General features: G+C 70.1%; 13 protein-coding genes. 8 read left to right on the top strand and 5 right to left on the bottom strand.

Annotated elements, in window-relative coordinates; translation table 11 throughout:
• The first annotated feature begins 6 nt into the window (after positions 1 to 6).
• Both pspAB and OHB13_RS01910 read left to right on the top strand, forming a co-directional pair.
• Complete coding sequence (pspAB, locus tag OHB13_RS01915; protein WP_328375094.1) at positions 7 to 594, top strand: PspA-associated protein PspAB; 588 nt, start codon at positions 7 to 9, stop codon at positions 592 to 594.
• A 187-nt stretch (positions 595 to 781) separates the two neighbouring features.
• Positions 782 to 1,375 (top strand): pyridoxamine 5'-phosphate oxidase family protein, encoded by a 594-nt coding sequence (locus OHB13_RS01910; RefSeq protein ID WP_328375092.1) that lies wholly within the window; start codon positions 782 to 784, stop codon positions 1,373 to 1,375.
• Positions 1,376 to 1,438: 63 nt separating this feature from the next.
• On the opposite strand, the gene OHB13_RS01905 is transcribed toward OHB13_RS01910, so the two are convergent.
• The 3 genes from OHB13_RS01905 to OHB13_RS01895 all read right to left on the bottom strand — a co-directional run bounded on the left by OHB13_RS01905 (position 1,439) and on the right by OHB13_RS01895 (position 6,298).
• Positions 1,439 to 1,945, bottom strand: a complete 507-nt coding sequence (locus OHB13_RS01905) for a hypothetical protein (protein WP_328375090.1) — start codon at positions 1,943 to 1,945, stop codon at positions 1,439 to 1,441.
• 205 nt (positions 1,946 to 2,150) lie between these two features.
• A complete protein-coding gene (locus tag OHB13_RS01900) occupies positions 2,151 to 4,019 on the bottom strand; it encodes an APC family permease (RefSeq protein WP_328380195.1) in 1,869 nt (622 codons plus the stop codon).
• Positions 4,020 to 4,417: 398 nt separating this feature from the next.
• A complete protein-coding gene (locus OHB13_RS01895) occupies positions 4,418 to 6,298 on the bottom strand; it encodes a hypothetical protein (protein WP_328375088.1) in 1,881 nt (626 codons plus the stop codon).
• A 357-nt stretch (positions 6,299 to 6,655) separates the two neighbouring features.
• Here OHB13_RS01895 and OHB13_RS01890 point away from each other — a divergent pair, with 357 nt between their 5' ends.
• The 3 genes from OHB13_RS01890 to OHB13_RS01880 are packed head-to-tail and all read left to right on the top strand — an operon-like array spanning position 6,656 to position 9,533.
• Entirely contained in the window at positions 6,656 to 7,114 is a 459-nt protein-coding gene (locus tag OHB13_RS01890; RefSeq protein ID WP_266859937.1) for a MarR family winged helix-turn-helix transcriptional regulator, read from the top strand.
• Positions 7,114 to 8,970 carry an MFS transporter gene (locus OHB13_RS01885; RefSeq protein ID WP_328375085.1) on the top strand — a complete coding sequence of 619 codons (1,857 nt, stop codon included), beginning with the start codon at positions 7,114 to 7,116 and terminating at the stop codon, positions 8,968 to 8,970. The genes OHB13_RS01890 and OHB13_RS01885 overlap by 1 nt, the downstream gene beginning before the upstream one ends.
• The gene (locus OHB13_RS01880) at positions 8,967 to 9,533 is read left to right on the top strand and encodes a cysteine hydrolase family protein (RefSeq protein WP_328375083.1); all 567 of its coding nucleotides are present in this window, start codon (positions 8,967 to 8,969) and stop codon (positions 9,531 to 9,533) included. Before OHB13_RS01885 ends, OHB13_RS01880 begins: the two co-directional genes overlap by 4 nt.
• 57 nt (positions 9,534 to 9,590) lie before the next feature.
• Here the strand turns inward: OHB13_RS01880 and OHB13_RS01875 are convergent, their stop codons facing one another.
• A complete protein-coding gene (locus OHB13_RS01875) occupies positions 9,591 to 10,583 on the bottom strand; it encodes an MASE1 domain-containing protein (protein ID WP_266859943.1) in 993 nt (330 codons plus the stop codon).
• 60 nt (positions 10,584 to 10,643) lie between these two features.
• A complete protein-coding gene (locus OHB13_RS01870; RefSeq protein WP_266859945.1) occupies positions 10,644 to 11,477 on the bottom strand; it encodes a PP2C family protein-serine/threonine phosphatase in 834 nt (277 codons plus the stop codon).
• A 566-nt stretch (positions 11,478 to 12,043) separates the two neighbouring features.
• Here OHB13_RS01870 and OHB13_RS01865 point away from each other — a divergent pair.
• The 3 genes from OHB13_RS01865 (at position 12,044) to OHB13_RS01855 (ending at position 14,669) form a co-directional block, all read left to right on the top strand.
• Positions 12,044 to 12,247, top strand: coding sequence for a cold-shock protein (locus tag OHB13_RS01865; RefSeq protein WP_164262258.1), 204 nt, complete (start codon positions 12,044 to 12,046; stop codon positions 12,245 to 12,247).
• Positions 12,248 to 12,474: 227 nt separating this feature from the next.
• Positions 12,475 to 13,974: an MFS transporter gene (locus OHB13_RS01860; RefSeq protein WP_328375080.1), complete on the top strand. Its 1,500-nt coding sequence runs from the start codon at positions 12,475 to 12,477 to the stop codon at positions 13,972 to 13,974.
• 20 nt (positions 13,975 to 13,994) lie between these two features.
• Positions 13,995 to 14,669 (top strand): DNA polymerase ligase N-terminal domain-containing protein, encoded by a 675-nt coding sequence (locus OHB13_RS01855; RefSeq protein ID WP_328375078.1) that lies wholly within the window; start codon positions 13,995 to 13,997, stop codon positions 14,667 to 14,669.
• Positions 14,670 to 14,722 lie beyond the last annotated feature (53 nt).

Below are 14,722 nucleotides of genomic sequence, written 5' to 3'. Positions count from 1 at the left end.
CGTCTCGTGGGATTTCTCGACAGCATCCTCGGCCGGAGCAAACCGGTCCGCCCCGATCTGGACCAGCTGTTCGCCCTGCCGTCCGCCGCACTCACCCTTGAGGCGGGTGCCGGATTCACCCCCACAGGGATGGGGTCCGTCTGCTTCGCAGGTGTCGAGGGCGGCGGCTTCGCCCGCATCAAGCAGGACGTCGAGGAACTGCTCGACGCGGACACCGGGCGCGGCGGCTCCCCGGTCCGGTTCAGCCAGGACTCGTACGGCTACACCTGGCTACTGGCCCAGCAGCCGCCCGACGACATGGCAGGGCTCGTCAACGACCTGCACGCGGTCAACTCGCTGCTGGAGGACGGCGGGTTCGGCCCGCAGCTGCTCTGCTCGCTGCTCGCGTTCAAGGACGGCGAGCAGCGTCCGCTCGCGCTGGTCTACCTGTACAAGCGGGGCACGTTCTTTCCTTTCGCGCCGATGCCGGACGGTACGGAGAAGCGGAACAGTGCACTGGAGCTCCAGGTCAAGGCGGTCCTGGGGGACGACCTGCGCATCGAGCCCGACCTCGCCCGGTGGTTCCCGGTCTGGGGTGCGCCCGGAATGGGATGAGCCAGTTGTAGGACGACCGGCTGACTCCATTTCCGGGGGTGAGCCGGTCGTCCTACAACTGGCTCATCCTGTCGGCTCACGGCTGGGGGAGACCGGAGACCCCGTAGTCCCAACCCAGGGGGCCTGGCGTGGCCTGATTCCTGCATCTGCCCTGAGCGGGGGACCGCAGGCCCGCCATAATCGACCCATGGGAAAGAGCTACGAGCGGATAGACGGCAGGCTGCGTGACTTCATCGAGGCGCAGCACATCTTCTTCACCGCGACGGCGCCGCTGGACGGCGATGGCACCGTCAATCTTTCACCCAAGGGCCTGACAGGATCGTTCGCGGTGCTCGACGAAGTCACCGTGGCCTATCTCGATTTCGCCGGCAGCAATGCCGAGACGATTGCCCATCTGCGCGAGAACGGCCGCATCACCTTGATGTGGTGCGCCTTCGACGGCCCGCCCAACATCGTGCGTGTGCACGGCCGCGGAGAGCCTGTCTTCCGCGACGATCCACGGTGGCGCGAGCTGCTGGGGTACTTCCCGGACATCGACCCGACCCGGCACGGCCTGCGCGCGATCATCGTCGTGACCGCGGAGAAGATCCGCGACACCTGCGGGTACGCCGTCCCGTTCCTGACTTATGACGAGGACCGGCCGCTGCACGCGTCGCGCTTCGCACGTGAGACCGATGAGTCGCTCGACGCGTACTTCCATAAGAAGGAGCACGTCGCGACCAGTATCGACGGCCTGCCGGGGTTGCCGTTGCCGCTGCCGGCGCTGTCGCGTGCCGACTGACACGTCGCGTACCGAATAGCATCCAGCCGCTGGAGCGGATGCCGCCGGTCCGGACCGCGCCTGTCAGCGGCGCCACCAGCGGCCCTTCGGCCTGCGGTGGTCAGGCGGACCGGCCGGCCGGTCCGCCGCCGGGGGCGGGGGAGCGGGAGCACCCGGGATGTCCGACGGAAGATCCGGCTCGCTCACGCCGCCCGCGTCGGTGCCTGTGCCTGTGCCCGCGCCTGCACTCGCAGCCGTCCCGGTGCTCGTACCTCTGCCGGTCTCGGTCTCGGACCTGGTCGGTGGGCGGAGGCCCTCCGTCGAGTAGCTCGTGGTCGCGATGGCCTCGACGAACTGCTGCTCGGTGAAGTCCTCCGAGCCTCCGATGTGGGGGACGAACCCCACCAGCATCCCGTCGCTGAGCACCTGTGCGTCGAGCCCCGCCGCCCCGTCCGTGTCCCAGAGCGCCTCGATGTTCCAGTCGATGACGACGCGGACCCCGAACTGGTAGACACCCACCTCGGCGACATGCGCCATCACCCCGCGGGCGCGCAGCGCGGTCACCAGCCGTTCGGCGCGTTCGGAGTTCATTGGTGGCACGACCTCCCTGGGCTGTAGTCCCGGGAACCGGGAGCAGCCTCAACAGGCAGACAAAACGGATAAATCATTACCTCGATTCCACTGTATTCCCCGCACGACGGCAACGGCAGCGCCGCGGACCTGGACCTGGACCTGGACACAGACCCGGACTCGGATGTGGACCCGGACTCGGACGGATACGGGCTGGGGCACAGACTCAGATGTGGAAGGGCACCGTCGTCACCACGATCTTCGGCAGGGGCCGCAGCGCACGCCGCAGCCGCCCGCCGAGCGGGCTGTGCAGCAGGCGGTGCCGCCAGTGGCGTACGACGATCTCCGGCAGGATCACCGTGATGGTCAGGTCCGGGCGCTGATGGTGCAGCGACTCGATGTAGCCGATGAGCGGAGCGACGGTCGCGCGGTACGGCGAGATGACGATCCGCAGCGGAAGGTGGTCGCCCCACAGGAGCCAGGCCTCGCGGAACCGTTCGGCGTCCTCGTCACCGGCGCTGACGTGCAGCGCGAGAACCGGCTGCTGCAGGGAGGCGGCATAGGCGAGCGCGCGCATGCTCGCCTGGTGCAGGGAGTCGAGCAGGACGACGGAGAGATGGCTGATCGACTCCGGTGAGTCCTCGGACTCCCGGTCCTCCTGCGCGGCCCCGGCCGCCGGCTCCGCCGTACCCGGTGGGCTGAGGGGCCGTACGGCGGGCAGCGAACTCCCGGAGCGCGGCGTGATCGTTCGGCTGGGGACCTCGATCGTCTGCGGGTGCAGCCGCAGCGCCTCGCCCACCCTGTCGTAGTGGCGGCGGATCCGCGTGGTCACCAGCAGGAACAGTGCCACGGTGACCAGCGCCAGCCAGGCGCCCTCCGTGAACTTGGTGATTCCGGCCGTGATGAAGACGACGGCGGACAGCAGCGCGCCGGTGGCGTTGAAGCACAGACTCTTGCGCCAGTGCCGGCTGCGGGCGCGCCACCAGTGCACGACCATGCCGCTCTGGGAGAGCGTGAAGGCGAGGAAGACCCCGACGGCGTACAGCGGAATCAGCGAATCGGTCTTGCCGTCGAAGGCCACATAGACCACCGCGGCGGCCACGGAGAGCAGGATGACTCCGTTGCTGAAGGCCAGCCGGTCGCCGAGCCGCAGGAAGACCCGGGGCGCGTGATGGTCGCGCGCGAGGAGGAAAAGCACCCGGGGGAAGTCGTTGTACGCGGTGTTCGCGGCGAGAAGGAGCACCAGCGCGGTCGCCACCTGGGTGAAGACGTACATGCCGCCGGACCCGAAACTGCGGTGGGCCAGCTGAGAGAGCACGGTCTCCCCGGACTCCGGAACGACGCCCTCCAGATGGACCATGGCGACCGTCCCGGCGAAGAGGGCGACCAGCAGGCCGATCATCCAGGAGAGCGTGGTGCGTGCGTTGCGCCAGGGGACCGGCTGGAAGGCCGGTACGGCGTTGGAGATCGCCTCGATACCGGTCATGGCCGTCGAACCCGATGCGAAGGCCCGCATCACGAGCAGCAGGCCGACCCCCTCGACCGCGTGCTGCGGGGGCGTGGGCACCGGGGCGAAACCCCGGCCTGCCGCGTGGTAGAGACCGAATGCGACCAGCGCGGCGATGGCGATGATGAAGGCGTACGTCGGCGCCGCGAAGAGGGCACCCGCCTGCCGGACACCGCGCAGGTTCCCGGCGAGCAGCAGGGCGACGACCAGGACACCGATCGGTACGGCATCGCCCGCGAGCCCCGGCAGCGCCGAGGTCACAGCGGCCACACCGGACGAGATGGAGACGGCGACGGTGAGGATGTAGTCGGTCATCAGACCGGCCGCCGCCACCAGTCCGGGCAGCCGGCCGAGATTGTCCGTGGCGACGATGTACGAACCGCCGCCCTGCGGATACGCGCGGATCGTCTGGCGGTACGAGACTCCGACGGCCAGCATCAGGAAGACGATCGCCAGCGCCACCGGAACCGAGTACCGGAGCCCCGGCGCGCCGGCCAGCACCAGCACCGCCAGCAGCGCCTCCGGGCCGTACGCCACCGACGACAGCGCGTCCGCCGACAGCACCGGCAGCGCCACCAGCTTGCGCATCCGCTCGCGCGCGACCGCCGAACTCCGAAGCGGCGCACCCAGCACCGCGCGCCGGATCCGGGCGCGTGTCCTGCCCGTATCGCCGGCCCCCTCCCAGCCGACCTCGACCTCGCGGGCGCCCGAACCGGCCGGCCGGCCGACAAGGGGAGCCACCGGCACGAAGCGGCCGAAGCGGGCCGGTACGATCTGCGCGGGCTCCGGGAAACTGCCCACATCGGGATCGACGGGCAGAGCATGGCGCCAGGCCGCGGGCTCCGCGGACACCCGCCCCCACTCGTGCCCGACCAGCCGCAGCAGGGTCGACTGTTCCTCGCTGAGCTCGGGGACCGACACCAGTGAACTCGACGGGCTGTCCTGTTCCCGGCGGTCCGGCCGGGGCCCCCGGCGCCGCGCTCCGCTCACAGTGGCCCGCCCCCACCGCCCGCCGGGCAGGAACGCATCCGCCCAGCCCGGTCCGTGCCGCACCCGCCGATGCGCCCGGGGGCGGCGTACGCGGGCGGCCCGGGGGAGCGGACCGGCTGCGGGGCTGCGGCGGAGGGGGCCGAGGGCAGTGCGGCGGTGGTGATGGTCATCGGTTTGTCGCTCACCGCGATCAGATAGAACCGGGCGCCGTTGCGGGGCAGCCTGCGGAAACCGCCCGGCGGGCTGACGACATACGAGGCGGAGGCGTGCGGGGCGATGGTGGCCGGGCCCGAGCGGATGGTCCACCAGCCGGACGCCCCCTGACCGGTACGGCTGGCGAAGTGCGGCGAGATCGCTCGCCCCGTCGTGTTCACCGCCTGCACGAGCACCGATGTGATGCCCCGGTGGGGCCGGTCGGTGAGCCGCGGTGTCACGCTCATACGCAGCGGCGGAGAGCTCGCCGCTGCCACCGTCAGGCAGAGCATGGACGGTACGACCAGCACGGTGGCCACCACGGCCTTGGCCCGGAGCGAGCACACGCGCGGGATTCGCGGCTGCCAGGCGGTCGCGAGCGCGGAGGCCGGGACGGTGGCGGCGGCCGCCAGCCACAGCGGGGTCATCAGCAGGAAGTAGCCGTCCTGGGAACGCGTGGCGAGGTAGAAGGACAGCCAGGGCAGCACGGTGAGGGCGGGACCCAGCCGCCGTACGAAGAGCAGGGTGGCGCCGAGCAGCCCCAGGAGCAGCAGCAGACTCGCGTAGGAGTAGAAGTCCAGGCGGCTGCTGCCGTCGGTGAAGTAGTAGGAGATGCCCATGGCGCCCTGGCCGTGCAGGATCGCGCCCTGCGTGATGGGCAGCAGCGATCCCTCCAGCCAGCCGTGGAAGTTGTCAACGGCGAAGTAGGCGTTCAGCACGGCCCAGGTGAGGACGGCCGTACCGGCGTAACGGGCGACCACACGGAGTGCCGCCCGCCCGCCCAGCTCGCCGCGGCGCACGGCGTGGATGCCGATCAGCAGGAACGGCAGGATGAACCACGCCAGTTGCTGTCCGGCGCAGGCCGCGCCGAGGCAGATCGCCCGGAACACTCCGTACCGTCCCAGGCGTCCGCCCGCGCCGGTGTCGGGCCAGCGGACGACGACCGGGACGAGGAAGGCCAGCGCCACGACGGCCGGATAGCCCGAGCTCGCATAGCCGGGCAGCAGGCCGAAGCCCAGGCAGACAGCGGTGACCGCCGGACGCCACGGCGCGGGGAGCAGGGCCCAGAGGGTGACTGTGCCGACGAGCAGCGCCGCCGTGGTCACCAGGGTCGCCGCGGCCGTGGAGTGCACCACGGCGTGGACGGGAGCGGCGATCAGCGCGGTCAGTGGCGGATAGGCGTAGGTGTAGTCGGCGCCGCCCGACATGGTTTTGGTGACCCCGACCTTCGGCGTGCCGAAGAGCCACGGCCATGGCTGGCCGTAGACCGGCCGGCCGTGCAGGATCGCGTTCGCGGCCTGAGCGGTCAGCACACCCTCGTCCGAACCGGCGTGATTCAGCCAGTAGTGGCAGAGCACCAGGGCGATCGCGAGACCCAGTACCGCCAGGTCCACCTTCGTCAGGGCACGGCGCCCGCGTACGGCGAGGGCGAGGACGCCGCACGTCAGGATCCCCGCGTAACAGACCGTCACGATCGCCGCGACGACGGGGTGTGAGGTGGTGGCCTGGGTCCAGAGGGTGCGGGTGCCGATGAACAGGCTGGTGATCGCGACGACGGTCAGCCCGCGGTGCCACTGCGGGGGCGCCGCGTCCGGCAGCCGTTGCGCCCGCGGCACCCGGACAGGACGGCCCACCGGCCGGCGCGTTCCGGTGGCCGGGCCGGGCGTGGGCAGGCCGTCGTCCATGGCAGTTTCCTTCATGGTGAACCCGGACCGGAAAGCAGCGGCAGTTGTCGCGCGGACGTGGGTACCTCGTCGGCGTCCGCCGCGTGGCCTTGTCGTTCGAAGGCTAGGACGGGAGCCGGCGCCACGAGCTGTGACGTCTGGTGGCCGGCACTGATTCCGGGACGCAAAAGGCCAGGTGGGAGGGGGGAAAGCCGTCCAGCACCGCATTGCGCCGAACGGCTGTCCTCGGGTGCCAGGACCCGAACTGCCCAGTTGTTATGACTGCTTGATAAGCCTATTGTTATTATTTCGACCTGCATGACGTGGACCGGCAGGACGTGGACCGGCAGGAGCCGGAACGACAACGGGGGTGATGGCGTGACCGGGACCATGGGGGACAGCGCGGAACCGGCGGACGCCGCCGCGGCGGCGGCGTCCATACGGCTGGCGGTGGCCCGGATCGCCCGCCGGCTCCGGCAGGCCCACCGGGTCGGCGACGTGACGCTCTCCGAGGCGTCCGTGCTCTCCCGGCTGAGCCGGGACGGAGCGGATTCCCCCGGATCGCTCGCCGAGCTGGAGCGGGTGCGCCCGCAGGCGATGGCATCGACGCTGGGGGCACTGGAGGAGCGCGGACTGGTGAGCCGCGAGCCGGACAGCCGTGACGGACGGCGCGCGGTGATAGCGGTGACCGACGCCGGCCGCAAGGTGCTGATCGATCGCAGGTCGGAGTCCGTCCAGCGGCTCACCGATGTCCTCGACGGGGAGTTCACGCCCGCCGAGCGGCAGCGGCTGCTCGCGGTCGTGCCGCTCCTCGACCGGCTCGCGGAGCGGCTGTAATGCCCGCGAGCCGGAGCGGCAGCCCGAGCCGCAGCCGGAGCGCCGAGGCGGCAGGGGAGCGCTACAAATGGATCGCGCTCTCCAACACCACGCTCGGCGTACTGATCGCGACCATGGACGCCTCGATCGTGATCATCTCGCTGCCCGCCATCTTCCGGGGCATCGGGCTCGACCCGCTCGCCCCGGGGAACATCGGCTATCTGCTCTGGATGATCCTCGGCTATCTGCTGGTCTCCGCGGTGCTGGTGGTCGCGCTCGGCAGGCTCGGCGACATGTTCGGCCGGGTCCGGATGTACAACATGGGCTTCGCGATCTTCGCGTGCGCCTCGCTCGCCCTCTCGCTCGATCCGCTGAAGGGCGGCCCCGGCGCCCTGTGGCTGATCGGATTCCGTGTCGTGCAGGCGGTCGGCGGCTCGATGCTGACCGCGAACTCGGCAGCCATCCTCACCGACGCGTTCCCCGCCCGGCAGCGCGGCATGGCCCTGGGTGTCAACCAGATCACCGCCCTGGCCGGGCAGTTCCTCGGCCTGCTGGCGGGCGGCCTGCTGGCCACCATCGACTGGCGCGCGGTGTTCTGGGTCAGCGTGCCCATCGGGGTGTTCGGCACGATCTGGTCGTACCGCAGCCTGCGTGAGACCGGCGCCCGCACGGCGGGCCGCATCGACTGGGCAGGCAACCTCACCTTCACGGGCGGCGCCGGCCTGCTGCTCGCCGCCATCACCTACGGAATCCAGCCCTACGGCGGCCATCCGACCGGCTGGACCAACCCCATGGTGCTGGGCGGGCTCGGCGCCGGAGTGCTGCTGCTCGTGGCCTTCTGCCTCATCGAGACCCGGGTCGCCGAACCGATGTTCCGGCTCGGCCTGTTCCGGGTGCGTGCCTTCGCCGCCGGGAACCTCGCCGCCCTGCTCACCGCCATCGCCCGTGGCGGGCTCCAGTTCATGCTGATCATCTGGCTGCAGGGCATCTGGCTTCCGCTGCACGGATACGAATTCGAAAGCACCCCGCTCTGGGCAGGCATCTTCATGCTGCCGCTGACCGTCGGATTCCTCATCGCGGGGCCGCTCTCCGGCTTCCTCTCCGACCGCTACGGCGCCCGGCTGTTCTCGACCACCGGACTCCTTCTCGTGGCCGGCGGATTCGTCGGCCTGCTGTTCCTGCCGGTGAACTTCTCGTACCCCGGATTCGCCGCTCTGCTGTTGCTCAGCGGCCTCGGCCAGGGGATGTTCTCCGCCCCGAACACCTCGGCGATCATGGGCAGTGTGCCGCCGGAGCAGCGCGGAGTCGCGTCGGGGATGCGCTCCACCTTCCAGAACTCGGGCACCGCCCTGTCGATCGGCCTCTCGTTCTCCCTGATGATCTCCGGCCTCGCGGGGACACTGCCGCACGCGCTGAGCAGCGGTCTGCAGGGGCAGGGTGTCCCCGCGGGGACGGCACAGCAGGTGGCCGGACTGCCACCGGTGAGCACGCTGTTCGCCACCTTCCTCGGCAAGAACCCGATCAGCCACCTCCTTGAACCCAGCGGGGTGCTGGACAAGCTGCCCACGCACAACGTCATGGCGCTGACCGGCAAGGAGTTCTTCCCCGAACTCGTCTCCGGCCCGTTCCACCACGGGCTCGTCACCGTCTTCGGCGTCGCCACCGTGATGGCGCTGGTGGCCGCGCTCGCCTCGCTGCTGCGCGGCCGTCACTACAAGGCCGGACCGGGTGGCCGGCCCGCAGGCGCCGGGAGCCCGGCCGGCTCCGGCGCGCCCGACCACACCGTGCGCACCTCCGGCGGAGCCCCTGAGGCCCCGAAGCATGAATCCCCCGGGTCCCCGGAACCCGGCAACACCGCGAAAGGTAAAGAGACATGACGAACAGCGCACTCCTGGTGATGGATGTCCAGCAGGGCATCGTCGAGCGGCTCGGCCAGGACCCCGGGTATCTGCCACGGCTGGGCCGGGCGATCGATGCCGCGCGTGCGGCAGACATGCCGGTGATCTACGTGGTCATCGGATTCCGTACCGGACATCCCGAAATCAGCCCGCGCAACAAGACGTTCAGCGCGCTCGCGGGCGCGGGCGGTCCCGCCTTCGCCGAGGGTGATCCCGCCGCCCGGATCCACCCCGGTGCGGCGCCCCGGGACGGCGACGTCGTGGTCACCAAGAAGCGGGTCAGCGCTTTCGCCGGGAGCGACCTCGACTTGGTGCTCAGGGCCCGCGGGACGGACAGCCTCGTCCTCACGGGGATCGCCACCAGCGGCGTCGTGCTCTCGACCCTGAGGCAGGCCGCGGACCTGGACTTCGGTCTGACCGTGCTGGAGGACTGCTGCCTCGACGGAGATCCGGAGGTGCACCGGGTACTGACCGAAAAGGTGTTCCCCCGTCAGGCGGACGTGGTCGGCACGGACAAGTGGGTCGCGGACCTCGGTCAGTGAGCCGCCCCCGGCGCGACAGCGGCTGAAGAGGTGGTTCGGCAGCCGGAACCCGCCTCCTCAGCCGCTGTCGCGCCGGGTGTCCGACGACGGCCATCCGCGCCGCTGCTCCGCGGGCGCGAGCTGGTCGACCACGTCGGCCAGTTCCTCGCAGGCCCGCTCGATCCGGCGGCGGACGTTGTTGTGCTCGGTGACGATCGCGGCGAGCAGCAGGCCGGTCAGCGCCACTGACCCGTTGAGCGCGGTGAGGTCGATCATCGCTTCGAACAGCGTGAGGCCGGTGAAGGACCCCGCGCGCCCGGTGGCCGCGACGACCGCCAGCACGGCCACCAGGAGCGCACAGGGCGCGCTGCCCGCCAGCTCGAAACGGAGTGCCGCCCAGATCAGCAGCGGGAAGACCAGGAAGAGCAGGGCGTAGTGGCTCCCGGTCGCCACCGGGACCACCACGGCGGCGGTCACCACCAGCGCACCGCCCTCCACCCATCGGTCCGTACGCCGGGGCATCCGGGCCCGCCGCAGGAGCAGCAGCATCGGGGTCACCATCAGCACACCCATCGCGTCCCCGGCCCACCACGCGAACCAGACCGGCCAGAAACCGCTCTTGGGGAGTTTGTCGTCAAGGAGCAGCATGGTGCTGCCCATGGTCGCGCTGATGAGCATGGAGCCGAGCGCCCCGAGGAAGATCAGGGCGATGCCGTCCCGCAGCCGGGACAGGTCCATCCGGAAGTCCGCCCGGCGGAGCATCAGCAGGGCGCACACGGGGGCGAGCGTGTTGCCCGCGATGATGCCGATGTCGGCGAGGTCGATCGAGGGGCCGGTGGACGCGACGGCGAGCAGGGCACCGACCGCGATGCCGGGCCAGACCCGCAGGCCCCAGTAGAGCAGGCAGCCCAGCGCGACGCCCGTCGGCGGCCACAGCGGTGTGACCACCGCGCCGTGGACGGTCACCTGCCGCAGCAGTCCGATCCGGCCGGACACGTAGTACGCGATGGCGACACCGAGAATCCGCAGGGCGGTTACCGTCGCGCCTCTGGCTGTCTCACTGCGGATCACGGCGCCTATCAGACACCGTGTCCCGAGCCCCGGCCGGGCAAGACACGCCTGGCCCGGCTGTCACGCGGTCCTGCCGGGTCCGCTGTCGTGGCACAGCACGAGCACGGCGGCGTCGTCCTGGTGTCCCGTGAGCGCGGCGGCCTTGATGATCTCGTCAGCCAGTACGTCGGCGTCGGCACCCGCATGGGCGCCCGCCCGGTGCATGACGGCCTCAAGGCCCTTCTCGATGGGGAAGGACGGTCCCTCGATCACCCCGTCGGTGATCAGTACGAACGCACCCACCTCGGTCAGCCGCCGCCGGGTGACCGGATAGTGCTCCTTCTCCTGGACGCCCAGCGGCAGGCCCCCTTCGTCATCGATGATGCCCGTCCGCCCGTCCGCCGAGGCCCAGACCGCCGGGACATGTCCGGCGCGGGCACTGTCGATCTCCCAGGTGACGGGGTCGAAGCGCAGGAAAGTGCAGGTCGCGAAGAGCGTGGAGTTCACCGAGAGCAGCAGGTCGTTGGTCCGGCCGATGATCTCGCCGGGGTCTGCCGCGGTCCTGGCGATGGCCCGCATTCCGATCCGGATCTGGCCCATGAAGGCGGCTGCCTCGACGTCGTGTCCCTGTACGTCGCCGATGGCGAACCCGAGCGAACCGTCCGGGAGCGGAAACCCGTCGTACCAGTCGCCCCCGATGTCCAGCCCGCTGCGGGCAGGGGTGTAGCGGGCCGTGGTACGGAGGCCGGGCAGGCCGGGGAGGCTGGCCGGGAGCATCTCGCGCTGCAGTGCCTCGGCCAGTTCGACCCGCGCCTGATGGAGCTCCACTTCCCGCCGGGCCCGGGCAGTGAGCTGGTGGAGCGTGGTGAGGAGCTCGTCGGCGCTTGCGGAACGAGGAGGACGACGCCGGTTCATGAGCGGCTCCGCGGTGCGTTTGTTCCCGGACCGCGACCGGGGCCCGTGGTCGCGGATCAGGCCGTGTACCGGCCCGTCGGGCCTCTCCTCTCCGACGGTCACGGTTCGTGGGTCCGGAGACCGTTATCTGCATTTTATTTCCGAAGCCGGGATCCCGCAGCCTCCGGCGGCGGAGCGTAGCTGCCGATCAGGTCCATGCCAATGATGAGGGCTTACCCGGGCACGTCGTGGAGCGCGACGCGACGGTGCGTGAATTTCTTCTGTACTGATCTTCATTCGCACTTTCGAGTGCCCGGAGGCGGGGGCGAGTGGGACATTGATCGTCATATCGAACGCAATGAAACGGCCGGATGTGTGCCAGGAGGGGCTCAACGGATGAGCCGACGGGGTCACCGCGCGTTCGGCCGTGTAGCGTCTCACCCAGCTGTCGTGGTTCCGAAGTACCTCTCGCCCGTGCGTACATGCACGGGCGGGTCTGCTGTTCGGCGTCTCCGAGGACCAGGGCGATCACCTCACGGCTCCCGCGAAGTGCGGGAGCCGACTTCGAGTCCCCTTGGAGGGCAATCATGGCCAGTGGCACCGTTAAGTGGTTCAACGCGGAAAAGGGTTTCGGCTTCATTGAGCAGGATGGTGGGGGCCCGGACGTCTTCGCCCACTACTCCAACATCAACGCTCAGGGCTTCCGCGAGCTGCAGGAGGGCCAGAAGGTGAACTTCGACATCACGCAGGGCCAGAAGGGCCCGCAGGCGGAGAACATCGTCCCCGCCTGATCCGGCGGTGTGCCCGCCTCCGGCCTGTGCCGGAGGCGGGCACTGTCGTTTCCGGATCTTCACGGTGTGTTCGCCCTTGACGGGGCCGTCACACCGGGGCGTGCGCCGGTGCGCACTGGGCCGTACGGGCGTGTTCCGAAGGCGCGCTCCCCTGTTTGTGTGGATGATCTCCTGGGCAGCGAATGAACCCCGGCTGTCCCGGAGCCGCCGCACGCAGGAGGAATCTGATGAGCAGCGCCGGAGGCCCCGCCATCGGCACCATCACCACCGAGGTGCCAGCGCGGCTCGACCGGCTGCCCTGGTCCCGCTGGCACTGGATGATCGTGATCGGGCTCGGAACGGTCTGGATCCTCGACGGTCTCGAAGTCACCGTGGTGGGCAACATCGCCAGCCGGCTCTCGGAGAGCGGCAGCGGACTGTCCATCAGCGACTCCCAGGTCACCGGGCTCGGAGCCGCACTCTATGTGGCGGGTGCCTGCTCGGGTGCGCTGGTCTTCGGCTGGCTCACCGACCGCTTCGGCCGCAAGAAGCTCTTCCTCATCACCCTCGCCGTCTATCTGGCGGCGACCGCGATGACCGCGCTCTCCTTCTCGGCCTGGTGGTTCTTCCTCTTCCGGTTCCTCACCGGCTTCGGCATCGGCGGCGAGTACGCCGCCATCAACTCGGCCATCGACGAACTGATTCCCAGCAAGTACCGCGGCCGGGTCGACCTGATCATCAACGGCAGCTACTGGCTCGGCGCGATGGCCGGCGCCCTGCTCTCGGTGCTGGCCCTCGACACCGGCATCTTCCCCGAGAACATCGGCTGGCGCCTCACGTTCGCGCTCGGCGTCGTACTCGGTCTGGTGATCCTCCTGGTGCGCAGGCACGTACCGGAGAGTCCGCGCTGGATGTTCATCCACGGACAGTCCGACGGCGCGAACGCGATCGTCGACGGCGTCGAGAAGGAGATCGAGAAGGAGACGGGCGCGCCACTGCCGGAAGCGGGCCGGGCCATCACCATCGAGCAGCGCAGAAGCGTCAGTTTCGTCGAGATCGGCCGGACGCTCTTCCGCGCCTACCCCAAGCGGGCGACGCTCGGCTTCTCGCTCTTCATCGGCCAGGCATTCCTGTACAACGCCATCACCTTCGGGTTCAGCTCCATCCTGGTGAAGTTCTTCGGCGTCTCCAGCGGTACGACGGGGTACTTCTTCGCGGTCATCGCGTTCGGGAACTTCCTCGGCCCGCTGCTGCTCGGCAGGCTCTTCGACACCATCGGGCGCAAGAAGATGATCTCGGGTACGTACATCCTCTCGGGGCTGCTGCTGTTCGTGACCGCCTGGCTCTTCGACCAGGGGTGGCTCAACGCGGCGACGATGACGGTGTGCTGGTGCGTGGTGCTGTTCTTCGCGTCGGCCGGGGCCAGTTCGGCCTACCTGACAGTGAGCGAGATCTTCCCGATGGAGACCCGGGCTCTGGCGATCGCCCTGTTCTACGCGCTCGGCACGGCGGCAGGCGGTATTTCCGGGCCGCTCGTCTTCTCCGGTCTCACATCGAGCGGTGTGGTCTCGGACGCCGTCATCGCGTTCTGCATCGGTGCCGCGCTGATGGTCGCCGCCGGGGTGGTGGCCCTGTTCTTCGCGGTGGACGCGGAGGGCAGGTCACTGGAGGACATCGCGCGCCCGCTCTCCCAACAGGGCCCGGCCACAAGCGGACCGGCCGCGCCGTCGGGCGCCCCCGCCGTATGAACGCGAGGAAGGCACCGGACATGAGCGACGACGAACCTCTGGAAAAGTACCGCGGCAAGCGGGACTTCGGGACGACGTCGGAGCCTCGCGGCGGGACGCCGGGGCAGGGTGACGCACCCTGCTTCGTGGTGCAGATCCACGACGCGCGCCGGATGCACTTCGACTTCAGGCTCGAAGTGGACGGCGTACTCAAGTCCTGGGCCGTGCCGAAGGGGCCGTCCGCCGAGCCGAAGGACAAGCGGCTCGCCGTACCCACCGAGGACCACCCGCTGGAGTACCGGGAGTTCGAGGGGGTCATCCCGAAGGGCGAGTACGGCGGCGGCACCGTCATCGTCTGGGACGAGGGCACCTACCGGCCGCTCAGCCACGACCGCCGGGGCCGCACCGTTCCGTTCGCGGAGTCCATCGAGCGCGGGCACGCGACCTTCTGGCTGGACGGGACCAAGCTGCACGGCGAGTACGCGCTGACGCGTTTCCACGGAGGCGGTGACAGCACCGACCCCGAGGCCTGGCTGCTCATCAAGGCGAGGGAGAAGACCGGCACGGCGCGGGACAGGACCGGCGGGCGGCCCCGGACGGCGGCCCCGGAGAGCCACGGCCCGACGGATCCCCGCCGGGCGCGCTCGGTCCGTACCGGACGAACGCTCCAGCAGGTCGCCGAGAGCGCGGAGGACGACGACAGCGGGAAGCCCTGAGCGCAAGCCCCGTACGGGGTGCACTGAAGGCCTTGGACCGGGCCGGGGCCACG

Origin of the sequence: Streptomyces sp. NBC_00440 (genome assembly GCF_036014215.1) — a bacterium.
GTDB lineage: Bacteria > Actinomycetota > Actinomycetes > Streptomycetales > Streptomycetaceae > Streptomyces.
Note: the sequence above shows the minus strand (reverse complement) of the source record. Positions and strands in the feature narration are given on the sequence as shown.